Annotated in this window: 24 protein-coding genes; 7 read left to right on the forward strand and 17 right to left on the reverse strand. The window is 68.7% G+C overall.

Going from position 1 to position 24,072, the window contains the following annotated elements:
- Positions 1–153: 153 nt before the first annotated feature.
- The 8 genes from ABDW35_RS08075 to pcaD form a co-directional block, all read right to left on the reverse strand.
- Positions 154–1,494, reverse strand: a complete 1,341-nt coding sequence (locus ABDW35_RS08075; protein ID WP_343713339.1) for a 3-carboxy-cis,cis-muconate cycloisomerase — start codon at positions 1,492–1,494, stop codon at positions 154–156.
- A 142-nt stretch (positions 1,495–1,636) separates the two neighbouring features.
- Positions 1,637–2,842 carry a 3-oxoadipyl-CoA thiolase gene (gene pcaF, locus ABDW35_RS08080; protein WP_343713340.1) on the reverse strand — a complete coding sequence of 402 codons (1,206 nt, stop codon included), beginning with the start codon at positions 2,840–2,842 and terminating at the stop codon, positions 1,637–1,639.
- Positions 2,839–3,618 carry a CoA-transferase subunit beta gene (locus ABDW35_RS08085; protein WP_343713341.1) on the reverse strand — a complete coding sequence of 260 codons (780 nt, stop codon included), beginning with the start codon at positions 3,616–3,618 and terminating at the stop codon, positions 2,839–2,841. Before ABDW35_RS08085 ends, pcaF begins: the two co-directional genes overlap by 4 nt.
- 147 nt (positions 3,619–3,765) lie before the next feature.
- Positions 3,766–4,623, reverse strand: coding sequence for a CoA transferase subunit A (locus ABDW35_RS08090; protein WP_343713342.1), 858 nt, complete (start codon positions 4,621–4,623; stop codon positions 3,766–3,768).
- Positions 4,624–4,626: 3 nt separating this feature from the next.
- Entirely contained in the window at positions 4,627–5,202 is a 576-nt protein-coding gene (gene pcaG / locus ABDW35_RS08095) for a protocatechuate 3,4-dioxygenase subunit alpha (protein WP_343713343.1), read from the reverse strand.
- 3 nt (positions 5,203–5,205) lie between these two features.
- Positions 5,206–5,898, reverse strand: a complete 693-nt coding sequence (gene pcaH / locus ABDW35_RS08100) for a protocatechuate 3,4-dioxygenase subunit beta (RefSeq protein WP_343713344.1) — start codon at positions 5,896–5,898, stop codon at positions 5,206–5,208.
- The gene (gene pcaC, locus ABDW35_RS08105; protein ID WP_343713345.1) at positions 5,895–6,278 is read right to left on the reverse strand and encodes a 4-carboxymuconolactone decarboxylase; all 384 of its coding nucleotides are present in this window, start codon (positions 6,276–6,278) and stop codon (positions 5,895–5,897) included. The genes pcaH and pcaC overlap by 4 nt, the downstream gene beginning before the upstream one ends.
- Positions 6,271–7,059, reverse strand: coding sequence for a 3-oxoadipate enol-lactonase (pcaD, locus tag ABDW35_RS08110; protein WP_343713346.1), 789 nt, complete (start codon positions 7,057–7,059; stop codon positions 6,271–6,273). Before pcaD ends, pcaC begins: the two co-directional genes overlap by 8 nt.
- Before the next feature lie 127 nt (positions 7,060–7,186).
- On the opposite strand from pcaD, the gene pcaQ reads away from it, so the two are divergent.
- From pcaQ to ABDW35_RS08145, 7 genes are all read left to right on the forward strand, one after another.
- Positions 7,187–8,125 carry a pca operon transcription factor PcaQ gene (pcaQ, locus tag ABDW35_RS08115; RefSeq protein ID WP_343713347.1) on the forward strand — a complete coding sequence of 313 codons (939 nt, stop codon included), beginning with the start codon at positions 7,187–7,189 and terminating at the stop codon, positions 8,123–8,125.
- Between the two features lie 127 nt (positions 8,126–8,252).
- Complete coding sequence (locus ABDW35_RS08120) at positions 8,253–9,653, forward strand: selenium-binding protein SBP56-related protein (RefSeq protein WP_343713348.1); 1,401 nt, start codon at positions 8,253–8,255, stop codon at positions 9,651–9,653.
- A 3-nt stretch (positions 9,654–9,656) separates the two neighbouring features.
- Positions 9,657–10,322, forward strand: coding sequence for a hypothetical protein (locus ABDW35_RS08125; RefSeq protein ID WP_343713349.1), 666 nt, complete (start codon positions 9,657–9,659; stop codon positions 10,320–10,322).
- 206 nt (positions 10,323–10,528) lie between these two features.
- Positions 10,529–11,803: a multidrug effflux MFS transporter gene (locus ABDW35_RS08130; protein ID WP_343713350.1), complete on the forward strand. Its 1,275-nt coding sequence runs from the start codon at positions 10,529–10,531 to the stop codon at positions 11,801–11,803.
- A gap of 17 nt (positions 11,804–11,820) precedes the next feature.
- A complete protein-coding gene (locus tag ABDW35_RS08135; RefSeq protein ID WP_343713351.1) occupies positions 11,821–12,495 on the forward strand; it encodes an HAD family hydrolase in 675 nt (224 codons plus the stop codon).
- 160 nt (positions 12,496–12,655) lie between these two features.
- The gene (locus tag ABDW35_RS08140) at positions 12,656–13,501 is read left to right on the forward strand and encodes a class I SAM-dependent methyltransferase (RefSeq protein ID WP_343713352.1); all 846 of its coding nucleotides are present in this window, start codon (positions 12,656–12,658) and stop codon (positions 13,499–13,501) included.
- Between the two features lie 198 nt (positions 13,502–13,699).
- The gene (locus ABDW35_RS08145; RefSeq protein WP_343713353.1) at positions 13,700–14,638 is read left to right on the forward strand and encodes an AEC family transporter; all 939 of its coding nucleotides are present in this window, start codon (positions 13,700–13,702) and stop codon (positions 14,636–14,638) included.
- Here the strand turns inward: ABDW35_RS08145 and ABDW35_RS08150 are convergent.
- From ABDW35_RS08150 to ABDW35_RS08190, 9 genes are all read right to left on the reverse strand, one after another.
- Positions 14,635–15,102 carry an NUDIX domain-containing protein gene (locus tag ABDW35_RS08150; RefSeq protein ID WP_343713354.1) on the reverse strand — a complete coding sequence of 156 codons (468 nt, stop codon included), beginning with the start codon at positions 15,100–15,102 and terminating at the stop codon, positions 14,635–14,637. The two genes, ABDW35_RS08145 and ABDW35_RS08150, sit on opposite strands and share 4 nt — an antisense overlap.
- 15 nt (positions 15,103–15,117) lie before the next feature.
- A complete protein-coding gene (locus ABDW35_RS08155) occupies positions 15,118–15,471 on the reverse strand; it encodes a hypothetical protein (protein ID WP_343713355.1) in 354 nt (117 codons plus the stop codon).
- Between the two features lie 111 nt (positions 15,472–15,582).
- Positions 15,583–16,170 (reverse strand): hypothetical protein, encoded by a 588-nt coding sequence (locus ABDW35_RS08160; RefSeq protein ID WP_343713356.1) that lies wholly within the window; start codon positions 16,168–16,170, stop codon positions 15,583–15,585.
- 61 nt (positions 16,171–16,231) lie between these two features.
- Positions 16,232–17,101 carry an SIR2 family protein gene (locus tag ABDW35_RS08165; protein ID WP_343713357.1) on the reverse strand — a complete coding sequence of 290 codons (870 nt, stop codon included), beginning with the start codon at positions 17,099–17,101 and terminating at the stop codon, positions 16,232–16,234.
- Complete coding sequence (locus ABDW35_RS08170; RefSeq protein WP_343713358.1) at positions 17,094–18,074, reverse strand: AAA family ATPase; 981 nt, start codon at positions 18,072–18,074, stop codon at positions 17,094–17,096. The genes ABDW35_RS08165 and ABDW35_RS08170 overlap by 8 nt, the downstream gene beginning before the upstream one ends.
- Positions 18,075–18,258: 184 nt before the next feature.
- Complete coding sequence (glgX, locus tag ABDW35_RS08175; protein ID WP_343713359.1) at positions 18,259–20,394, reverse strand: glycogen debranching protein GlgX; 2,136 nt, start codon at positions 20,392–20,394, stop codon at positions 18,259–18,261.
- Between the two features lie 239 nt (positions 20,395–20,633).
- Positions 20,634–21,167, reverse strand: coding sequence for a hypothetical protein (locus tag ABDW35_RS08180; protein WP_343713360.1), 534 nt, complete (start codon positions 21,165–21,167; stop codon positions 20,634–20,636).
- A complete protein-coding gene (treY, locus tag ABDW35_RS08185) occupies positions 21,157–23,667 on the reverse strand; it encodes a malto-oligosyltrehalose synthase (RefSeq protein ID WP_343713361.1) in 2,511 nt (836 codons plus the stop codon). The genes ABDW35_RS08180 and treY overlap by 11 nt, the downstream gene beginning before the upstream one ends.
- On the reverse strand, positions 23,664–24,072 hold a 409-nt coding region (locus ABDW35_RS08190), incomplete at its 5' end, for a DUF3459 domain-containing protein (protein ID WP_343713362.1). The genes treY and ABDW35_RS08190, both read right to left, overlap by 4 nt.

Genomic DNA, 24,072 nt, shown 5'->3' on the forward strand with positions numbered 1-24,072 from the left:
CAGCTTAGGGCCCTTTGCCGCGGCGGCACCGGTCCTGAAGGCCCCATACCGTCATTGCGAGCGCAGCGAAGCAATCCATGCATCCGCTCGTGCGGGACGATGGATTGCTTCGTCGGCTTCGCCTCCTCGCAATGACGGATGACAGGTGCCTTTTCAGCCCGCCTTCGCCGCCGCCAGAACCCGGTCAATGAAGGCATCCGCCGCGCCGAGGTGGCGAGCCGGGTCGCGCAGAGCAGACCAGTCGACCGGGACCTGGGACATCTCGGCCAGCAGGTCGAACAGGTGACGGCCGGTGGCGGTGGCCTGGATGGCGGCCTCCTTCACCAGGCGCTGCGCCTCCGGGCGCGGCATGTGGGCGGCGAGGGCGAAGCTGGCGGCCTCGGCCAGCAGCAGGCCGTGCGAGGCCTCGAACTGCTGCGCCATCCGGGCCTTGTCGACGGTCGGGCTGCCGGAAACGGCCAAAGCATGGCTCAGCGCCGCGCCGGCGGCGACGGCCATCTGCGGCAGGGCCAGCCATTCGACAGGCCAGGCGCTGCCGTCGCGCTCATGCTCGTGCAGCATGGCCTGCTGCAGCTGGCCGGCGAGGCCGGCGTTGAAGCGGGCAAGGGCGACCAGCGTCTCCGGCCCCACCGGGTTGGACTTTTGGGGCATGGTCGAGGAGCCGCCGCCGGCGCCCGGCCGCACCTCCGCCACCTCGGTCTGGGCCAGGAGGCACAGGTCGCGCCCCATTTTGCCCAGCGTGCCGGTGACCAGCGCCAGCCAGCCGGCGAATTCGGCGATGCCGTCGCGCTGGCTGTGCCAGGGCATCGGCGGCACGGCGAGATCCAGGATCTCCGCCAGCGCCGCCTCGACCTTCACCCCGTCCGCGCCCAGCGCGCCGAGCGTGCCGCTGGCGCCGCCGAAGGACAGGACCAGCAGGCGGGGCTTCAGCTGCTGCAGCCGGTCGCGGTCGCGCAGCAGCGGCGCCAGCCAGCCCGCTGCCTTCAAACCAAACGAGACCGGCGTCGCCTGCTGCGACCGGGTGCGGCCCGGCATCACCGTGCCGCGATGGGCGTCGGCCAGCCCGGCCAGCGCCTGGATCAGGGCGTCCAGCCGGGCCTCCAGGATGGCGATCACCCGGCGCAGCCGCAGCACCAGCCCGGTATCGAGGATGTCTTGGCTGGTGGCGCCCCAATGCACCGCCTGCGCCGCCTCCTCGCCGGCCGAGACCGCCACTGCCCGGCGCAGCGCCGCGACCAGGGCCGGCACCGGCACGCCGTCCTCCGCCGTCTTCGCGGCCAGCGCGGCGGGATCCGGGGTCAGCGCGCCGGCGGCTGCGGCGATGGCGCTGGCGGACGCGGCCGGGATCACGCCGCAGCGCGCCTCGGCCTCGGCCAGCGCCGCCTCGACCTTCAGCATCGCCCGCAGCGCCGCCATGTCGCTGAACATCAGGGCGGTCTCGGCGTCGGAAAGCAGCGGGCCGAGCAGGGCGGAGTCGAAGGGCGAGACGGTCATGGCGGCACTTTACCCCACGAGGCGTTCAGTCGTGATGTCCCAAAGCCGTCATTGCGAGCGCAGCGAAGCAATCCGGGGCCGTTTGGCGTGGCCCCTGGATTGCTTCGTCGGCTTCGCCTCCTCGCAATGACGGTGAGGGGACTCAGACCGCTTCCAGCGCCAGGGCGATGCCCTGGCCGACGCCGATGCACATGGTGGCGAGCGCCCGCCTGCCGCCGGTCAGGCTCAGCTGCAGCGCCGCGGTGCCGGCGATGCGGGCGCCGGACATGCCGAGCGGATGGCCGAGGGCAATGGCGCCGCCATTCGGGTTCACCTGCGGCGCGTCGTCCGGCAGGCCGAGGTCGCGGGTCACCGCCAGGGCCTGGGACGCGAAGGCCTCATTCAGCTCGATCACGTCGAAATCGCCGATCGAGAGGCCCAGCCGCGCCATCAGCTTGCGGCTGGCGGGGGCGGGGCCGAAGCCCATGATCCGCGGCTCGATGCCCGCCACGGCGCCGCCCAGCACGCGGGCGATCGGGGTCAGGCCGTGGAGCGCCGCCGCGGCCTCCGACGCCACGATCAGCGCCGCGGCGCCGTCATTGACGCCGGAGGCGTTGCCGGCGGTGACGGTGCCGCCCTTACGGAACGGGGTGGGCAGGGCCGCCAGCTTCTCCAGCGAGGTCTGGCGCGGATGCTCGTCGCGGTCGACCACGATGGGCTCGGCCTTCCGCTGCGGGATGGTCACCGGCACGATCTCGCGCGCCAGCCTTCCGTTGGCCTGGGCCGCCAGCGCCTTCTCCTGGCTGCGCAGGGCGAAGCCGTCCTGGTCGGCGCGGCTGACGCGGAACTGCTCAGCCACGTTCTCGCCGGTCTCCGGCATCGAATCCGTGCCGTACAGCGCCTCCATCCGCGGGTTGACGAAGCGCCAGCCGATGGTGGTGTCGTAGACCGCATTGGAGCGGGAGAAGGCGCTCTCGGCCTTCGGCATGACAAACGGAGCGCGCGACATGCTCTCGGCGCCGCCGGCCAGCATCAGCTCGGCCTCGCCGGCCTTGATGGCGCGGGCGGCGATGGTCACGGCGTCGAGGCCGGAGCCGCAGAGGCGGTTGACGGTCGAGCCGGGGATCCCGGCCGGCAGCCCGGCCAGCAGCAGCGCCATGCGGGCCAGGTTGCGGTTGTCCTCGCCGGCCTGGTTGGCGCAGCCGAGCACGACGTCGTCGACCGCCTCCCAATCGACCTTGCCGTGGCGCTCGACCAGTGCCTTCAGCGGGATGGCGGCGAGGTCGTCGGCCCGCACCGCGGACAGGGCGCCGGCATAGCGGCCGATCGGGGTGCGCAGATAGGCGCAGATATAGGCGTCGCGGCTCATGCGGCCTCTCCATGGGCGATGCGGGTGCGCTCCTTCAGGTCGCGCAGCGTCTTCAGCTCCAGCGCCGAGGGCGGCGGGGTCTCTTCCAGATTGTCGGCGAAGCGGACGGTCCAGCCGCAGGTCTCCTGCACCTGTTCGCGGGTCGCACCCGGATGCAGCGAGACGACGGTGAACTCCTTGGTCACAGGGTCGGGCCGCCACACCGCGAGGTCGGTGACCAGCAGGGTCGGGCCCTTGGTGGTGACGCCGTGGCGGGCGCGGTCGTCGCCTCCCGAGCCGTGGCCGAGCGAGGTGAAGAAGTCGATCTTGTCGACCATGCCGCGCTTGTTCTGCTTCATGGTGATGAAGATCTCGCCCGAGGAGGTCGCGATCTCCGGCGCGCCGCCGCCGCCCGGCAGGCGGACCGACGGGTGGTGATAGTCGCCGATAACCGTGGTGTTGATGTTGCCGAAGCGGTCGAGCTGGGCGGCGCCGAGGAAGCCGATGGTGATGCGCCCGCCCTGCAGCCAGTAGCGGAACATCTCCGGCACCGAGACGGTGGTGACGGCGGTGTCGCACAGCTCGCCGTCGCCGATCGACAGCGGCAGCACCTCCGGCGCGGTGCCGATGGTGCCGCTCTCATAGATCAGGGTGATGTCCGGCGCGTGGGTCAGCCGCGCCACGTTGCAGGCGGCGGACGGCGCGCCGATGCCGACGAAGCAGACATCGTCGTTGCGCAGCGCCCGGGCCGCCGCGATGGTCATCATCTCGTCAGGGGTGAAGCTTTCCGAGGTCATCTCACACCGCCAAGTCTTTGAAACCACTTCTGTCATTGCCGGGCTTGACCCGGCAATCCAGAGGGTGTCGACAGCTTCTGTATGCCCGGGTCAAGCCCGGGCATGACAACAAAAGGGGCAACAAGAGGGGAGGCCGGTTCATCACCCTCACGCCCTCCCGCTCAGCGGCGCGACCCGGCCGGCGAAGGCGTCGGGGCCGCTCTCGATCACATTCTCCTTCATCCAGGCCAGGAAGCCCTCGCGGTCGGTCGCGATCTTGTCCCAGGCCAGATAGAAGGCGTTGTCGCGCGGATAATAGCCATGGGCGTAGGACGGATGGGCGCCGCCCGGGACATGGACCACCGAGGTCACGGTCCAGCGCGGCAGCACGCAGGCATTGGGATGCACGCCGTCGAAATCCTCGACGATCTCTTCGACCGTCACCACGGAGCGCTTTGCCGCCAGCACCGCTTCCTTCTGCACCCCGACGATGCCTTCGATCAGCACGTCGCCGCGGCGGTTGGCCTTCTGGGCGTGGATGAAGGTGACGTCCGGGCGGATCGCCGGCACGGCGGCCAGGGTCTCGCCGGTGAAGGGACAGGTGACCGACTTGATGTTCGGGTTCACCTCGGCCAGGCCGGCGCCGCGATAGCCGCGGAACACGGCGCAGGGCAGGCCGGCCGCCCCGGCCTCATAGGCATTGGCCATGGCGGCATGGGAATGCTCCTCGATCGCCACCGGGTTCGGCCAACCCTTCTCGATCGCGTCGCGCACCCGGCGCAGCAGGCCGACGCCGGGGTTGCCGGCATAGGAGAAGACCAGCTTCCGGGCCATACCCATGCCGACCATCTGGTCGTAGACCAAATCGGGCGTCATCCGCACCAGGGTCAGGTCGCGCCGGCCCTGGCGGATCGCCTCATGCGCCGCGGCGTGCGGGATCAGATGGGTGAAGCCCTCGAAGGCCGCGGTGTCGCCATCATAGAGGTTTTCGGCGACGGCCTCGGCCAGGGTCTGGAATTTTGCCATGGGTCAGATCTCGAAGAAGACGGTCTCGCCGCCGCCCTGCATGCGGATGTCGAAGCGGTAGCGGCCGGGGCCGTCGGCCTGGGCGATCAGGGTGCCGCGGCGGGCCTCGGGCACGGCCAGAAGCACCGGGTCCTCGGCGTTGGCCGGTTCCTCCGGGAAGTAGATCCGGGTGTAGCAATGCACCAGCAGGCCGCGCATGAACACGATGACGCTGAGATGCGGCGCCTGGCCCGGCCCGGTCGCGCCCGGCCGGATAGTGTCGAAGACGAAGCGCCGCTCCGGATCCGTGCCGGTGCCGCAGCGGCCGAAGCCGGTGAAGCCGTCATTGGCGCTGCGCTGCGGTCCCGGGAACACGCCTTGGGAATCCGCCTGCCAGATCTCGACCAGCGCGTCCTCGATCGGCTGGCCGGCGCCGTCCAGCACCCGGCCGCTGACACGGATGCGCTCGCCCGGCACGGCGTCGCCGGCGATGGCGCCGTCGGTGATCTGCGGGAAGTCGTAGCCGTATTGCCGCGGCGTCAGGCCGTAGGCGAAGAAGGGGCCGACGGTCTGCGACCCGGTCTGGGGAAGCTTCGCCACGCCTCAGCCCTCCATCGGCGTCGCCAGGCGCCCGCGCAGCACGATGTCGAATTCATAGCCCAGCGCGTATTCGGGCTCGGTCAGGTCCAGCCTGAAGGCGGCGATCAGGCGCTCGCGCCCGACCTGGTCGGGGATGCTGTTGAACATCGGGTCCAGCGTGTGCAGCGGGTCGCCGGGGAAGTACATCTGCGTCACCAGCCGGGTGGCGAAGGCCGGGCCGAACAGCGAGAAATGGATGTGCTGCGGCCGCCAGGCATTGGCGTGGTTGCGCCAGGGATAGGCGCCCGGCTTGATGGTCAGGAAACGGTAGCGGCCCTCGGCATCGGTGACGCAGCGGCCGGCGCCCAGGAAGTTCGGGTCCAGCGGTGCGTCATGCTGGTCGGATTTGTGGATGTAGCGGCCGGCGGCGTTGGCCTGCCACAGCTCGACCAGCGTGTTCGCCACCGGCCGCGCATCCTCGTCCAGCACCCGGCCGGTGACGATGATGCGCTCGCCCAAGGGCTCGCCATTGACCCGGCCGTTGCGGGTCAGGTCGGCTTCGCCCTCCGGCGCCGCGGGGAAGGACGGGCCCTGGTGCTCGGACAGGGCGCCGGAGAGCGGCACCAGCGGCTGCGACGGGGCTCGCAGCACGGTCGAGCGATAGCCCTCGTAGAGATGCGGCGGGTGGATGCGCCAGTCGCGCGGCTGGAAGCTCACCTGGTCTCCTCCCGTTCGGCGAACACCGTCTTGGCGATGGCGAAGGCGGCATTGGCGGCCGGCACGCCGGCATAGACCGCGACATGCAGCAGCGCCTCGCGGATGTCCTCCGGCGTCGCGCCGGTGTTGGTGGTGGCGCGGATATGCATCGCCAGCTCCTCATGATGGCCCAAGGCGGCCAGGAGAGCGATGGTCAGCATCGACCGCTCGCGATGGGTGAGGTGAGGCCGGCTCCACACCCCGCCCCAGGCGCCGCGGGTGATGAACTCCTGGAACGGCGCGTCGAACTCCGTGGTGCGGGACTGGGCGCGGTCGACATGGGCGTCGCCCAGCACGGTGCGGCGCACCGCCATGCCCTCGTCGTAGAGCGGGTCAGCCATGGGCGGCCTCGTCGATGAAATCGCGGATCAGCCCGGCCAGCAGCTCCGGCGCCTCGACGCAAGGGATGTGGCCGGCGCCTTGGATGTCCCGGTAGCGCGCGCCGGGGATCAGGGCGGCCAGCGACCGCACCAGCTCCGGCGTCGTGGCGATGTCCGCGGTGCCGCACAGGCACAGCGTCGGCACCGCCACGCCCCTGGCCGCTTCGGTCAGGTCGCCGTCGCGCAGAGCGGCGCAGGCGCGGATATAGCCGTCCATCGGGGTGCGGCTGAGCATGGCCCGGGCGACCGCCACCAGCGCCGGCTGCCGGGCGCGGAACTCAGCCGAGAACCAGCGCTCCATCGTCGCCGCGGCGATGCTGCCGACGCCGCCGGCCTCGACCGCGGCGATCCGCGCCTGCCAGGCCTCGGCGGTGCCGATCCTGTGGGCGGTGTCGCAGAGGATCAGGCGCCCGACCAGCTCCGGCCGCAGCCGGGTCAGGCCCAGCGCGATCATGCCGCCGATCGACAGACCGACCACCGTGGCCCGGCGGATGCCGCGGGCATCCAGCAGCGCCGCCAGGTCGGCGGCATGGGCGTCGATGCTGTCGCCGCCCTCGCTGCCGGACAGGCCGTGGCCGCGCTTGTCGTAGCGGAGCGTTCGATATTCGGGAAACCGTGGCACCACCGCATCCCAGATGCGGAAATCGGTGCCGACCGAGTTGATGAAGACCAAAGCGGGCGCGTCCCGCGGACCCCTGTCCTCGACATGCAGCACGATGCCGTTCGCCTTGACCGCGTCCATCCCTTGTCCTGGCCCTCGTTCCTGGCTCGATCCCTGCGGTTCGCTCCGCCGTGACGCCGCACTGTGCGCGGCCGGGTCGGTTATGTAAAATGAGGAATTCGCCGAGAAACATAACCGAATGATTATGGTGGACACTGCGCTGGCGATCGAACGGCGGATCAAGCTGCGCCACCTGCAATGCTTCCTCGAGGCGGTGCGGCTGCGCAGCGTCGTGGCCGCGGCCGACGCGCTGGGGATCAGCCAGCCGGCGGTGTCGAAGACCCTGCGCGAGCTGGAGGAGGCGCTGGGCGCGCCCTTGTTCGACCGCAGCCGCAAGGGCGTGGTGCTGACCCCCTTCGGCCGCACCTTCCTGCACCACGCCGGCACCAGCGTCACGGCGCTGCGCCAGGGCATCGAGAGCGTGGTGCGGGCCCGCGCGGCGGGGGAGGAGCTGCTGCGCGTCGGCGTGCTGCCGACCGTGGCCGGGTTGATGATGCCGGCAGCGCTGGAGCGGTTCCGCACCGCCTGCCCGGGCGTGGTGGTGCGGGTGGTGGACGGGCCGAACCAGATGCTGCTGGGCCAGCTGCGCGTTGGCGGGCTGGACCTGGTGCTGGGCCGGCTGGCGGAGCCGGAGCAGATGACCGGCCTCAGCTTCGAGCACCTCTATTCCGAGCGCATCGCCTTCGCCGTGCGGCCCGGCCATCCGCTCTTGTCCCGCCCTGGCCTGGCGGTGCGCGACATCCGCGCCTATCCGGTGATCGCGCCGCCGCCGGGATCGGTGATCCAGCCCACCGTCGACCGGCTGCTGATCGCCGCCGGGATCGAGGCGCTGCCGAACCGGATCGAGAGCGTGTCGCCGACCTTCGGCCGCTCCTATCTCCGCCGCACCGACGCGGTCTGGATCATCTCGCGCGGCGCCGTGGCCCAGGATGTGGAGGAGGGGGTGCTGGCCGAGCTGCCGCTGGCCACCAGCGATTCCACCGGCCCGGTCGGCCTGACCATGCGGGCCGAGGTGCCGCCGACCGATGCCGGAAGGATCTTCATGGCCATGGTGCGCGACGCCGCGCGCGAGGTGCGGGGCGCCTGAAAGAGGACAATGATCCGGCCCGGTTTCGGCCATGTCGTGTGCTAGGCTCGCTTCGTTCGGAAAGGGTGCCGAACCCGTGATGACGAGAGGCCGATGCGCCTCGACGCTGAGAGGGGAGAGACAGCCCATGCCCATGAGGCCCGACCCGACCTTCCACGCTTCGCCGAAGCTGGCGATGGAAGCGCCGCCTGAAGATTTCGCCTACACGCTGCTGCTCAGTCCGGACTTCTCGCAGCCCGACGCGCTGGCGGTGATCGACGTCAAGCCCGGCTCGCCCAACTACAGCCGGATCGTCCACACCGTGACGATGCCGGAGAAGGGCGACGAGTTCCATCATTTCGGCTGGAACGCCTGCTCGTCGTCCCTGTCGCCGCTGACCGGGCACGCCTTCCTGGAGCGGCGCTATCTGATCATTCCGGGCATCCGCTCGTCCCGGATCTATGTGGTGGACACCAAGCCGGACCCGACCCAGGCCAGGATCCACAAGGTGATCGAGCCGGAGGAGGTGTTCCGGAAGACCGGATACTCCCGGCCGCACACCGTGCATTGCGGGCCGGACGGCATCTATGTCTCGACCCTCGGCGGCGGCGGGCCGGACGGCACCGACGGCCCGCCCGGCATCTTCATCATGGATTGCAAGACCTTCGAGGTGCTCGGCCGCTGGGAGATCGACCGCGGCCCGCAGGAGCTGCACTACGATTTCTGGTGGAATCTGCCGCGCGACTACATGGTGTCGAGCGAATGGGCGCTGCCGCCGCAATTCGAGAACGGCATCGTGCCGGAGGACCTGCTGGCCAACAGATACGGCCACCGGGTGCATTTCTGGGACCTGCGGGCCCGGCGCAACGTCCAGACCATCGATCTCGGCGCCAACCACCAGATGGCGCTGGAGGTGCGGCCGGCGCACGACCCGGCGCGCGAGCACGGCTTCCTCGGCGTCGTGGTCGACACCACCAACCTGGAGGGGTCGATCTGGACCTGGTGGCGCGAGGGCGGCCGGTTCCATATCGAGAAGACGGCGACGATTCCGCCCGAGCCGGCGGAGGCCGACCGGCTGCCGCCGCTGCTCAAGGGCTTCGGCGCGGTGCCGCCGCTGGTCACCGACATCGACCTGTCGCTGGATGATCGCTTTCTCTACGTCTCCTGCTGGGGCACCGGCGAGATGCGGCAATACGATGTCCGCGACCCGCGCAGGCCGAAGCTGTCCGGATCGGTCCATATCGGCGGCATCGACCGGCGGGCGGCCCATCCGAACGGCAAGCCCTATACCGGCGGGCCGCAGATGGTCGAGATCAGCCGCGACGGCAAGCGGGTGTACTGGACCAACTCGCTGTACTCGACCTGGGACGACCAGTTCTATCCGGACGGCGTGCCGGGCGCCCAGGTGATGGCCCAGGCCGGGCCGGAGGGTGGGCTGGAGTTGGCCCATGACTACTGGGTCGAGTTCCCGCACGGCTACCGGGCGCATCAGGTCCGGCTGCAGGGCGGCGACTGCTCGACCGATTCCTTCTGCTATCCCTCGGCCTGACGGATGCAGGAGGCGGGCTGGTCCGCGGCCGGCCTGTGGCTGGCCGTGGTGGCGAGCGGCCTCTATCACGGGGCCAACCCCGGGATGGGCTGGCCGCTCGCGGTCTCGGCCGGGCTGATGGAGCGTAGCCCGCGCGCGCTGGTGGCGGCCCTGGGGCCGCTCACCATCGGCCACCTGCTGGCGATGGCGGTGGTGATCCTGCCTTTCGCCCTGCTGGTGACGCTCGTGGCCTGGCAGCAGCCGATCCGGATCGGTGCCAGCCTGCTGGTGATCGGCTTCGGCGTGTTCCGCCTGGTGAACCGGCGCCACCCGCGCGCGCTGGCGCGGATCCGGCCGACCCAGCTGGGCCTGTGGTCCTTCGCCGTGGCGATCGCGCATGGCGCCGGGCTGATGCTGGTGCCCGTCTATCTCGGCCTGTGTCGCGTGGGCGGCGCCGACCAGGCGGCGGGGACGCTGGTTGGCAGCGACCTCGGCCTGGGCGTGCTGGTCTCGGCCGTGCACTCTGTCGCCATGGTCGCGGCCGGCGGCGCCTTCGCCTGGCTGGTCTACCGCATCCTGGGTCTCAAGGCCGTGTCGCGCAGCTGGTTCAATCTCGACGCGGCCTGGGCCGTCAGCCTGATCCTGGTCGGCGGTCTGTCGCTGGGATTCGCGCTCCACGGCGGGATGTGACCCGACGTTCACGACAAATGTGAAGACCCGCCCTGCAGGCGCGCGGCAGCGTTGCGCGACAAGCCCTTGCCCCGGATCGCGGTTTGGGCGGAAGGTCATCCTGTTTCTCATCATCCCCGCGGGGGCGGGCAGCGCTCGACCGGCACCACCGCCCAGGCGGCATGGCGCGGGCCGGGCCGTGCCGCGTGCAAGCGAGACCGGAGCGGATGTCGTTCGTCAGCAGGATCACCGGGGCCTCAGGGACGTCCGGCCGCGCCACGCCGGCGCCGGGCTTCGTCGAGTTCGTCGGCCTGATCGCGTTCATGATGGCGCTGATCTCGCTGTCGATCGACAACCTGCTGCCGGCCTTCGGCGCCATCCAGGCCGATCTCGGCATCGCCGACGCCAACGCCCTGCAATATGTCCTCACCGCCTACATGGCCGGCTTCGGCGTGATGCAGCTGATCTACGGCCCGATCTCCGACGTCATCGGCCGGCGACCGACGCTGATGATCGGGCTGACCGTCTACACAATCGGCAGCATCCTGGCGATCGTCGCCCATGGCTTCGAATGGCTGCTGGTCGCCCGGGTGGTGCAGGGCATGGGCGCCGCCGCGGCGCGCGTGCTGACCGTCACCATCGTCCGCGACCGCTTCTCCGGCCGCGAGATGGCGCGGGTGATGTCGCTGACCATGATGGTGTTCATCATCGTGCCGATCTTCGCCCCAGCGATCGGCCAGGCCTTCCTGTTCCTCGGCGGCTGGCACGCCATCTTCGTCAGCATGCTGGTGCTGGCCCTGGTGCAGATCGTCTGGTTCAACCTGCGCATGCCCGAGACGCTGCATCCGGAGTACCGCAAGCGCTTCTCGGCACCGAGCATCCTCGGCGCGATGCGGCGCTGCGTCACCACCCGGGTGTCGATCGGCTACGCCAGCGCCATGGGGCTGATGATGGGGGCGCTGATGTCCTATCTCGGCTCCTCCCAGGCGATCTTCGAGACCGATGTCTACGCGCTGGGCACCTACTTCCCGATGGCCTTCGGGCTGATCGCGATGGTGATGGGCTTCGCGTCCTTCCTCAACTCCCGGCTGGTGCGCCGGCTGGGCATGCGGCGGCTGTCGCACACCGGCATCCTCGGCTTCGTCGCCGTCGGCGCGCTGCAGGTGGTCTTCGCCTTCGCCTTCGGCGGCAAGCCGCCGCTGTTCCTGTTCGGCGCGGTGCTGGCCGCCAACATGTTCCTGTTCAGCCTGACCGTGCCGAACTTCAATGCCATGGCGATGGAGCCGCTGGGCGACGTTGCCGGCACCGCCTCCTCGGTGTTCGGCAGCTACACCACCATCGTCAGCGCCATCCTCGGCGCCGTGGTCGGCCAGGCCTTCGACGGCACGGTGGTGCCGCTGGCCTTCGGCTATTTCGGCCTCGGCCTGCTGGCGCTGCTGATCGTGCTGTGGACCGAGCGCGGCCGGCTGTTCGTGCCGCACCATCCGGATCCCGTCCGCTGAACCCAGGAGACCGTGAGATGCGCCAGCAGACCTCCTTCCTGTTCGACCTCGACGGCACGCTGGTCGACAGCGTCTATCACCACGTCATGGCCTGGCGCGAGGCGCTGGACGCCGAGGGCATCGAGCTGTCGGTCTGGCGCATCCACCGCAAGATCGGCATGAGCGGCGGCCTGTTCACCAACATGCTGCTGCGCGAGACCGGGCTGGACATCAGCGACGAGCGGGTCGAGCGGCTGCGCCGCCGCCACGCCGAGGCTTACAACCGGCATCCGGAGCAGAGCGTGCCGCTGCCCGGCGCGCGCGAGCTGCTGGCCTGGCTGACCGAGGCCGGCATCCCCTGGGCCATCGCCACCAGCGGCCGGATGGAGACGGCGCGGCCGGTGCTGGAGAATCTCGGCGTCGATTTCGACAAGGTGCCGGTCGTCACCCGCGACCTGGTGAAATACGCCAAGCCCGACCCCGATTTGTTCCTGGCTGCGGCCGAGAAGCTGGGCGTGCCGATCGAGCGCGCCCATGTCGTCGGCGACAGCGTCTGGGACATGCTGGCGGCGCAGCGGGCGCGGGCGCTGGGCATCGGCTTCCTGTCCGGCGGCTACGGCCAGGACGAGCTGGAGCGGGCCGGGGCCTACCGGGTGTTCGAGGACCCGGCCGAGATGCTGCTGCACATCGACGAGGTCGGCGGCCGCCGCTAAGCGCCCATCCCTCCGTCCGTGCGTTACCTCGGTAGCCGTCTTTCCGCATCCTGTCGCCAGGCTGCAACCCGGCCGGCCCAGCATCGGCCGGGTTGGGGGATCACGGCGGCCGCGCGGAGCCCGGCTCCGGACCGGCCGCTCTTGGCGAGAGCGGACAGAGATGCCAAACGACGTTCCCTACATCCTCGGCCATTCCCAGGCCGAGCTGCGCCGCCTGATGCTGCAGGCGTCGATCATCCAGCCGATCACCCGGCGCCTGCTGCTGGAGGCGGGGCTCAAGCCGGGCATGCGCGTGCTCGACATCGGCTGCGGCACCGGAGACGTGTCGCTGCTGGCGGCGGATCTGGTCGGCCCGCGCGGCGCGGTGGTCGGCATCGACCGCAGCGCCGAAGCCGTGGCCGCCGCGCGCGACCGGGCCGCGGCGCTGGGCTATGGCCGCGTCACCTTCCATCAGGCCGAAGCAGGCGCCTATGACGATCCGGCGCCCTTCGACCTGGCGATCGGCCGCTATGTCCTGATCCACCAGGCCGATCCGGCGGAGATGATCCGGGCCGCGGCGGCGCATGTGCGGCCGGGCGGCATCGTCGCCTTCCACGAGCTGGCGGTCGGCGGCAAGAGCCAGACCTTGCCGCTGGTGCCGCTGGAGGGCGAGATCTGGGACGGCGTGACGGCGGCCCTGACCTCGGTGCTGCGGCACCCCGACGCCGGGCGCCGGATGGTCGAGCATTTTCATCGGGCCGGGCTGGGACAACCAACCCTGTTCTGCGAGACGCCGGTGGGCGCGCCGGACACGCCGATCTATGCCTGGTTGGTGCAGACCTTGCACAGCCTGCTGCCGCAGGTCGAGCGGATCGGGCGACCGGTGCCGGCCGATCTCGACACGCTGGAGGAGCGCCTGCGCGCCGAAGCGGCGGCGGCGCACAGCCAGGTCATGGCGCCGGCCCAGTTCTGCGGCTGGGTGCGGCTGCCGGCCGAGGGGCGGGAGGGCGTCAGCGACTGCGAGTGACGGGCCAGGGTTGGCCAGGCGCGCGATGGGCCGGCTTTCCGCCGGCCCACGGTTCCCGGGCATCTCCGGGCCGTCGTGGGGCGTATCGGCACCGCGCCGGGGACCGTCCCCATCGTCCAATGAGGTGGCTGAAGCCGGGGCCGCCGGCGCGCTATGCTGTGCCCTGCGCGCAGCGCGCAGTCGGGGGAGCAAGCGGAGATGGGCGTCGCCGGTCTGGTCCTTCCCGTGTTCGCGATCATCGTCACCGGCTGGCTGGCCGGCTGGTCCGGCTACCTCTCGCGGTCGCTGGCCGACGGCTTGGTGCACTTCGCCTACAATGTCGCGATGCCGGCGCTGCTGGTCGTCACCATCGCGCAGGAGCCGGCGCGGAACCTGCTGGAATGGCGCTTCCTGGCGGCCTTCGGCGGCGGCTCCGCCCTGTGCTTCGCGCTGGTGTTCCTGGCCGTCCGCGCCGCCGGCGCGCGCGGCCTCGGCAGCAGCACGATCCACGGCATGGCGGCGGCGATGACCAACACCGGCTTCGTGGCGCTGCCGATCCTGCATTCGATCTATGGCCGGCCGGCGGTCCTGCCGGCGGCCATCGCCACCGTGTTCGTGGCCGGGGTGATGTTCCCCGCGGCCGTCATCCTGCTGGAACGCGCCGCGCATGGCGGGTCGGGCCGCCCGACGGGCCTGGCCCGGCAGATCCTGGTCAACCCGATGGTGCTGTCCACCCTGGCCGGCCTGGCCTGGGCGATCGCCGGGCTGCCGATCCCGGCCCCGCTCGCCGCCTATCTGGACATCTTCGCCGCCGCGCTGACGCCCTGCGCGCTGTTCGCCATCGGGCTCGGCCTGTCGGTGGCGGGGCTGCGTGCGCATCTCCGGGCGTCGCTGCTGCTCGCCGCGGTGAAGCTGGTGGTGATGCCGCTGATCGTCTACGGCCTGTGCGCGGCGACGGGCCTCAACCCGCTCTATACGATCGCGGCCGTGGTCTGCGCCGCCGTGCCGACCGCGAAGACGGTCTACATCCTGGCCGGCGCGTACAAGGTGGAGGAGCCGCTGGTCGCCGCCACGGTCTCGATCACGACCCTGCTGTCGGTGCCGACGCTGCTGGTCTGGCTGACGGTGCTGGCCGCGCCGGTGGCGGGGGCGGGCTAGGGGCGCGGCTGGATCAGCAGCCAGCGGCTCGGCTCCCGCTCCACGAATTCGCGCTCGACATGGCGCAGCACGTGGCGCTGGCCGGCGAAGGGCACCATGCCGGCAGCCTCGCCGAAGCCGGCCCAGCGGAACTCGCTGTGCTCGGCGTTCAGCCTCACTGCGGCGCCCGGCGCGGCGATGCCGACGAAGACCGGCAGCAGGCTGATGGCGTCGCGGTCCACCTCATAGAACTGCTCGCAGATATCGGCGGAATACAGCCGTTCGAGGTCCAGCCCGGTCTCCTCGCGGGTCTCGCGCAGCGCCGCCTGCCAGCCGGTCTCGCCGGTCTCGACCGCGCCGGCGATCTGGCACCATTCGCCGGCCAGCGACCGGGTGCGGCGCAGCAGCAGCACCTCGGGGACGGCCGCGGCGTGCCGGATGACGACGACGGAGACGGCAAAGCTCCGGATTGGGATCTGCTGCATACGGCTATCGGCGCGTCATGAGAGCAGCCGCGTCCGGATGAGCTGCACGATCAACTCCCTTTCACTCTCGGCCCCGATCGATTTGTAGTGCTCCTCGTCCCGGCTCGCCCAACTCTCGACAACACGGACGCCGCCGGGAGAGCCGTCAAAGCGAAGGCCGAAGATGCAGGCACCCGTCCAGCTGCGATGGAAATAGAGCCATCCATCCTCGAAGAAGACGAACCATTTGTCGTCCATATCCTCCGGGATATGGCCGAGCTGCAGTTTCTCGCCTTCAGCGTCGGAAAACACGAGAGACAGGTCGAGGCTTTCCCGAAGCGTGGGGCAGGGCAGGGTCTTCCAGGACAGGCGCGTCGCCGGGAGCGTCATTGCACGGCTCCAAGGGGATGAGCGGTCCGTTGACCGGTCGCGGATCGCGCCTGCATGGGCGAAGCGTCGGACGCAAGGTCGACGCGATCTGGCCAACCCAGCGCCTGGCCTCTATCGGCCCAGCGCGATGGCCGAGCCCGTGAAGGGCACCACGAGGGTGAAGCCCGGCGGCGCCGGCGCGACCGGCGTGCCGGCGGCGGTGCCGAACTGGGTGACGCCGGCGCCGAGATGCTCGGCGATGTCGTGGCGGCCGCCGGCGAAGTCGAAGGGCGTGCTGTCGACCAGCCGGGCGGAGAACACATTGGTGCCGACCAGCGGCACGGTCTTCGCGCCGTCGGGCCCGGTGACGGTGGTGCCGACCACCAGGCTGGCGCGGCGGAAGGTGGCGATGCGCTCGCCCCGGGCGAAAGAGTCCGGGTCGTCGAAGGTGCCGGCCGGCTCGCACTGCAGGTACAGCGAGAATTCGCCGACCGGGTCGACCCCGAGCTGCAGCCCGCCATTGCCGACGCCATGTGCCTGGAACGGCTCGGCGGCGAAGGTGAAATGGGCGGTGCCCTCGCCGCGCGGCCCGTCGAACAGCGGCACGTCGAGGAAGGGCAGGTGCAGGAAGTACCCGTAATCCGCCACCGGCCCGCCCTCCTCGACCTGGTAGAAGCGGCCGGTGACGTACCAGGCAAGCTCGGCGGGGAGGAGGGGCATGAGGTGGTCCTTTGGGTTAGATAGCATGTGTCGATAAAGTATTATTTGGGATGATTTAGTTCTACCATGATGTCGATTTGGATATAGAAAATCTCTCTGCTTCAACTTTTTCGTTCAACGCTTTCAATTCGCTGATAAGTCCAGAATGAAGATCATCCACTGGATCATATTCAAGGACTTTTAAGTTCCGGTTCTCTCTTAGAGAAGCCTTTCGATCTTCGCCGAAGCCGGCGCTCGTTAAAAAATAGTGAGGAACTTGAGTAGGAAAGCCAAAATTCTGATTCTCCAGAAGCAGATTAATATCTGGGTCTGAGTGTCCTGATCCTATAAATAGAAAGGTATGGGTCAGCAACGACGCATCAAACGCCTGATAAAATGAAGAATGCTTTATTCTGGCTGCTGAATAGTCTCTCTGAGTAAATATCAAATTTTCTGGAGAGTTCAGGCTTCCATGTATTTTTATTATATATCTTCCGTTACCTCTTAAATATTCAGATACATCGCTATCATGATAATTTTTTATTATATAAGATCCTCTATGGATGCTATTTACATATCGTTCGTATATATCATCGAAATTCAATGAAAAAACGATTCTTCCATCCAGGTTCAATATTTCCGCATGAATATCGGCTGGTGAGAATTTAGGAGTCGAGAATGTCCTTCTTAAATATCCGACCCAACCTTCGTCATAGCGCTTCTTGAGCCACTCGCAGGCATGTAGATAATCGCCAGATTGAATCGCTTCATCAATCAAATCTAGAGAGGCCTTGTTCGGGCAATCCTCTTTCGCTTTGATGAGAAACATTCTCCATGTAGGTGGGCGAGTGTCATTTTCTCCGACCGAATGCCGTGAGACGCCACTTCCAATAACGACTACCGCGCGCCGACGCGCGAGATCGTTGACTAATCCCTCTGGCCACTCAATCATGGGTAGTCCGCCTCAGTAAGCTGAGGGCCACCTTCTCAAAAATTGACTTTGAATCTTTTACTTTTGAGAAATGGGCGCCGACCACACCGTCGCCAGCATTGAGTTCAAATATGGGAGCATTGTTGCTTTGGGACATGGGGACAAGACTGAAGAGGTTCGGTACTGTCCCGATCTCATATTCATTGCTCGCTAGGCTTTCCGAGAGCTTATTCTTGTCGATAATGCCATCAATCTGTTTTCTAATCTTTTCATAGGCCTGGACAGCTCTCTTCTGTCCATTATTGTCTTTCTTAGCAAGATATTGCTGAGTGACATAGCCGATGAAATCGGGTTTGCTATATCTAAGATCTGGGATTTTTCCTTTTGCTTTTACATTGCTAATTCCATTCTGCCAATCATTCCACCATCCATTTATCCACTCAGCAATATTTTCAAAGGCTTTTAATGAAAAAATATCAAGTGAAACTGGACTAACAAAGTAATCTGAGCTAAGCATTATAGATCTATTTATCGCTCCTAATGATGGACTAACGTCAAAAAATACGAAGTCATAGTCAACGAGTCGACTTAGAAGATCGGAGAACACCAAGTTTGTCCGAATTCCTCTTACTTCTCCAGCTCTCGCATCTCCCCAATCTCTCGCGAGTAGATCTTCCGTGAGCGCTAACGATGGGTCGCCTGGAATAACATCGACCTTGAATCGTTTGGAACGCCGGGTTGTAATTTCCCTTGAATATCCTTCTCCAGTGGATAGTGGTTCGATAACTTTATATATAGTAAATGAATCTTCATTATCGTAGATTTCGTCAAGAATGTTGTTATCAAACAGATATTGTGTGGAGTTGCATTGAGGATCGGCATCTACAACGCAAATGCTTTTATTGCAATAAATACTAATATAAGCTGCTACATTGCATAAAAGTGTTGTTTTCCCGACGCCACCCTTATTGTTGAAGAATGCGATTGACTTCACGATATTCCTTTCTGGCTATAGCGGGCATTCCAAATTGAGTCTTCCGCCACTACCCAATGGCGGATGGCGTTGAAGGCCTGACGCCACCGCCAAATGGTCACCAGATACTCATATAGGCCAACTTTTAACGCTTAGGAACTAAGCTATCGAGAGGAACGCTAGTCAACCTGAAGGCAAGTACGCTTCACACCCCCGTCTGCGCCGACAGCAGCACCAGCGCCCGGCCCTGCAGGTCGAAGGTCTCGCCCGCCGGCAGCCGTCCCTTCGGCGGCGCCTCCGGGTCCGCCGTGTCGACCAGGGCGGTCCAGAAGGCGCCGTCCGGCACCTCCGGCAGCAGGAAGGGCACCGGCTCGTGGTGGGCGTTCAGCAGCAGCATGAGCGTTGCCTCTGAGCCGCGGCGGCGGATGCCGGTGGGCTGGGCGCGGCCGTCGATCAGCATGCCCAGGCAGCGGGTCTGCCCGTTGGTCCAGTCGCCATTCTCCATCTCCTTGCCGTCCGGGCGCAGCCAGGCCACGTCCTTGACGTCCAGCTCCTCATTGTAGACGCCGGTCAGGAAGCGGCTGCGGCGCAGCACCGGGAAGCGCTGGCGCAGCGCGATCAGCCGGCGCACGAACGGGGCCAGGGCGCGGCCGTCGGCGTCGATCGCCTCCCAATCCACCCAGCCGATCTCGTTGTCCTGGCAATAGGCGTTGTTGTTGCCCTTCTGGGTGCGGCCGAACTCGTCGCCGCCCAGCAGCATCGGCGTGCCCTGGGACAGCAGCAGCGTCGCCAGCAGGTTGCGCTTCTGCCGCTCGCGCAGGGCGCGGATCGCCGGGTCGTCGGTCGGGCCCTCGGCGCCGCAGTTCCAGGACAGGTTGTCGGAATGGCCGTCCTTGTTGTCCTCGCCATTCGCCTCGTTGTGCCGGTCGTTGTAGGAGACCAGGTCGTTCAGGGTGAAGCCGTCATGGGCGGTGATGAAGTTGACGCTGGACCAGGGCCGGCGGCCGCGGCGGTTGAACAGGTCGCCCGAGGCGGCGAGGCGGGAGGCCAGGTCGGCCACCTTGCCCTCGTCGCCCTTCCAGAAGGCGCGCACGGTGTTGCGGAAGCGGTCGTTCCACTCCGCCCAGCCCGGCGGGAAGCCGCCGACCTGGTAGCCGCCGGGGCCGAGGTCCCAGGGCTCGGCGATCAGCTTGACGCCGGACAGCACCGGGTCCTGCCGGCAGCTGTCGAGGAAGCCGCCGCCCTCGTCGAAGCCGTAGGGCTCGCGGCCGAGGATGGTGGCGAGGTCGAAGCGGAAGCCGTCCACCCCCATCTCGGTGACCCAGTAGCGCAGGCTGTCGGTCACCATCTGCAGCACCCGCTGGTGGCTGAGATTCAGCGTATTCCCGGTGCCGGTGTCGTTGATGTAGTAGCGCTTCTCGTCCGGCATCAGCCGGTAGTAGGAGGCGTTGTCGATGCCCTTGAAGGAGAGGGTGGGGCCGCGCTCATTGCCCTCGGCGGTGTGGTTGTAGACGACGTCGAGGATGACCTCGAGCCCGGCATCGTGCAGCCGCGCCACCATCTCCTTGAACTCGGTGGTCTCGCCGGTGGCGGAATAGCGCGGATGCGGGGCGAAGAAGCCGATGGTGTTGTAGCCCCAGAAATTGCTCAGCCCCCGCTCCAGCAGGTGGCGGTCCTGGACGAAGGCGTGCACCGGCATCAGCTCGACCGTGGTGACGCCGAGGTCGCGCAGGTGCCGCACCACCTCCGGCCGGCCGAGCCCGGCGAAGGTGCCGCGCTGGCCCCTGGGCACGGCCGGGTGGCGCATGGTGTAGCCGCGGACATGCAGCTCGTAGACGATGGTCCGGTCCCAGGCGACCGATGGCGGGCGCGACCGGCCCCAGGTGAAGGCGGGGTCCACCACCCGGCATTTCGGCACGAAGGGGGCGCTGTCGCGGGTGTCGAAGGACAGGTCCTCCTCCGCCGCGCCGATGGTGTAGCCGAACAGCGCATCGTCCCAGGTCAGGTCGCCGACCAGCCGCTTGGCATAGGGGTCCTGCAGCAGCTTGTGCGGGTTGAAGCGGTGGCCCGCCGCCGGCTCGTAGGGGCCGTGCACGCGATAGCCGTAGACCGTGCCGGGGCGGGCATCGGGCAGGTAGCCGTGCCAGACCTCGTCGGTGTATTCCGGCAGCTCGACCCGGGCGGTCTCGCGCTTGCCCTCCGTGTCGAACAGGCACAGCTCGACCTTGGTGGCATTGGCCGAGAACAGGGCGAAGTTGACGCCCAGCCCGTCCCAGGTGGCGCCGAGCGGAAAGGGCTGCCCCTCCAGCACCCGGACGGCCGGTTGCGCGCGACGTGTCATCTGGTTCCCTTCAGACTCGCGAAGTCCCTTGCAGCACAGCATAGGGCATCGGCCGAAACCCCCTCACCCTCCCGCCGCCTTCGGCGTCGGGCCCCTCCCTCTCCCCGAGGAGAGGGAATGTTCACCTCTCCCCTGGGGAGAGGTCGAAATCGCGTCAGCGATTTCGGGTGAGGGGGTGGCTCCGGCCCATCCCCGTTGTCACGTACCGATCGATCTGTTCCCGGAAGCTCCGGCCACCCTCACAGCGCCTCGCGCCAGCGGGCCCGCCACAGCCGGTAATCCGCCCCGTATTCGCTCGCCGGGCTGGTCTCGTTGCCGAAGCGGTCGCGGAAGGGGTTGAGCACCCGGTGGCCGCGCCAGTCGAACACGTCGACGGCCGCCGTGGGTCCCAACGCCTCGGCCAGCGCATCGTTCCGCAGGCCGCGCAGCAGGGCGAAGGCGTCGACGGCGCGGAGGCCGAGCCATTCGTCGACATCGACCGGCCGCAGGCACAGGCGGCGCCGCTTGCGCCAATGGCCCAGCACGTCCCAGACCACCGCGGCCGGCTCCTCGTCCTCCTGCGGCGGGCGGGCGACGACGCGCAGGTCGACCCGCTCGGCGAAGCAGCCGGTCAGCTCCACCCGGTCGCCGCGCGCGGCCGCGACCGACAGGCCGAGGCGCTCGAAATGCTCGCGCTGCGGCTCGTCGGCGCCCGGGCCGCGGGGCAGGGGCAGGCCGGGCAGGGCGGGTGTTGCCTCGGGATTCGAGATCACCCGTAACACTCTATTGACCATCTGGACCTCCGAGATGATGCAGGAACACCGGCAGCCGGCCGAAAACGGGGCCGAGATCGGCCCGGCTGCCCCCATTCCCCCGCTCACCACCCCCATTCCCGGGCCTGTCCGGCAGCGGCACCGCGGTGCCGTCGAAGCCGGTCAGGCCCAAAGCTCCGTTCAGCTTGCCCGCGACCAGGCGCGGCACGGCCACCACCAGGTGCCGGCCGTCCAGCGACCGGCGCCAGGCCACGACATGCGCCGCCGCCGGCCCCTCGGCCTCGACAGCAGTGTAATCGCCGCGGGCGAACAGCTCCGGGTCGTCGCGGCGCAGGCGCAGCAGCCGCGCCGCCAGCCAGTGCTTGACCCGCGCATCCGGCCAGGACTCCGCCAGCGCGGCGGGATCCGCCTCGGCGACCGTGTCGAGCTGGCGGGACAGCCGGTCCCAGTCGACCGGGCGGCGGTTGTCCGGGTCGACCAGCGACAGGTCCCATTCCTCGGTGCCCTGGTACAGGTCGGGTATGCCGGGCAGGGTCATCTGCGCCGCCAGCTGGGCCAGGCCGTTGACCGCGCCGATGCGGGCGACGCGCTCGGCGAAGGGCGCGGCCGCGGCCACGAACGGGCCGGCCGGGTCCAGCGCGGCGCGGATGAAGCGCTCCAGCCCGGCCTCATAGGCCTCGTCCGGCGCGGTCCAGCTCGTCTCGTCCTTGCCCTCGCGCGCCGCCTTCAGCAGATAGGCCGCGATCCGGTCGGCCGTGTCCGCATCCGGGCCGCCAGCGGGCCAGAGTCCGATCACGGTCTGGTAGAAGAGGTATTCGTGCCGCCGGCTCGGCACCGGCCGGTCGTTGCTGCCGCCGCGATGCGGCGCCAGCAGGGCCGACCATTGGCCGATGGCGGCCTGCCACTCCGGCGCCAGCTCGCTCAGCGCCGCCAGCCGGGCGCGGACATCGGCGCCGCGCTTGTGGTCATGGGTCGAGAGGGCGGAGAGGGCGTCCGGCGTCTCCCGGCGCCGCCGGGCGAAGAAGGCGTGGAAGTCCCCGGGCACCAGGCCGAAGCGCTCGGGCCAGCCGCCGACCTCGTTCAGCGAGACCAGCGGCACATGGCGGTAGAACGCCGTGTCCTCCACCGCCTTGGCCGCGACCGCGCCGGTCAGCTGCTGGAAGCGGCGCAGGATCCCGGCGGCCTCGTCGCCCGGGATGCGGCCGGCGGCGAGCGCCGCCACGAAGTCGAGCGCCGGGCCCGGCAGGGCGTCGCGGGCCTTGCCGATCGCGGCGTCCAGGCCGAAGGTCGCGCCGCCCGGATAGCCGCGATAGCTGGGCAGATGCTCGATCACCGCGGCCAGGGCCTCGCGGATCGCGGCGCGGGTCAGGTCGCGCTCCTGCCAGCCGGCATAGGCCAGGCGGTCGACGGCATCGACCAGCGCCTCGAACGGCGCGGCCAGGCTGCCCTCGATCACGGCGCGGCGGCATCGGCGGACGGTGTCGGCCATGCTGTCCCGGTCGCCGGTGAAGCGGGCATAGGCGGCGCGGATCGGGGCGACCGCGGCCGGGTCGACCTGCAGCGCATGGATCGCATTGGCGACCTCATAACCGCTGGTGCCCTCGACGGGCCAATCGGTGGGCAGGTCCTCGCCCTCCGCCAGGATCTTCTCGACCCAGATGGCGAAGGGCGCGCCGGCGGGGCGGACGGCGTCGACCGCCTGGCGCAGCCGGGCCAGGTAGCCGGCCGGGTCGGCCAGCCCGTCGACATGGTCGATGCGCAGCCCCTGGATGTGGCCGGCGGCGACCGCGGCGAGGATGCGGCCATGGGTGGCGTCGAACACCGCCGGGTCCTCGACCCGCACCCCGACCAGCCCGTCGATGTCGAAGAAGCGGCGGTAGTTGATCTCGGCCGAGGCGATGCGCCAATGCGCCAGCCGGTAGTGCTGCCGCTCCAGCACGGCGTGCAGCGCGTCCGGCCCGGGGCTGTCGCCGGCCGCCTCCGCCGTGCCGGGGGCGACGGGCAGGGTGTGGCCGGGGATCTCGATGGCGGGCTGGCCGGTCTTCGGGTTACGGGTCAGGCGGATGTCGCCGTCGCGCAGCGCCTCGCCGTAGCGCTTGCCCAGGATCGGCAGCAGCACCCGGCCGGGATGGGCCGGCGCCTCCCAATCGATGTCGAACACGGCGGCATGCGCGCTGGCGCGGCCATGTTCCAGCACGTCGCGCCACCACGGGTTGGCCAGGGTGGCCGCCATGTGGTTCGGCACGATGTCGAGGATCAGCCCCAGCCCCTGGTCCCGCAGCGCTTCGGTGAAGCGGGCGAAGCCCTCCTCGCCGCCGCGCTCCGGGTCGATCCGGGTCGGGTCGACCACGTCATAGCCATGGGCCGAGCCGGGGACGGCGGCCAGCAGCGGCGAGGCATAGACATGGCTGATGCCGAGCCGGGCGAGATAGGGCAGGGCGGCGCGGGCGTCGTCCAGCGTGAAGCCGGCATGGATCTGCAGCCGGGCGGTGGCGCGGGGCGGGTGGACGATCGCCGTCACGATGCCGGCTCCAGCACCGCGACGGTGCCCCAGCCTTCGGCGCCCTCGGCCAGCGCGGCGGCCAGGCCGGGCGTGCTCTCGAACAGCACCTCGCCGGACGGCACCTCCCAGGCCGGCCCCTTCCCGGGCGCCAGATGGGCGACGATGCGCAGCCAGCCGCCGCCCTTGAGCATCCAGGCGACGTCCAGCATCCGGCCGCGGCTGCGGTCGATGCCCGGCCCGATCCGCCGCGCCGCCAGCAGCGGCACCACCCGGCTGTGCCGCAGCGCCAGCAGCCATTTCACCAGGTCCAGCCGGCGCATGGCCGCGGCATCGTCCTCGCCCGGCGGCTGCAGCACCGCGGCCTCGAAGGTGGCGGGGTCCAGCGCGTCGGGCAGGGTCTCGCCGGCATCGGCGAAGCCGGCG

The organism is Inquilinus sp., assembly GCF_039594555.1.
Classification (GTDB): Bacteria; Pseudomonadota; Alphaproteobacteria; order DSM-16000; family Inquilinaceae; genus Inquilinus.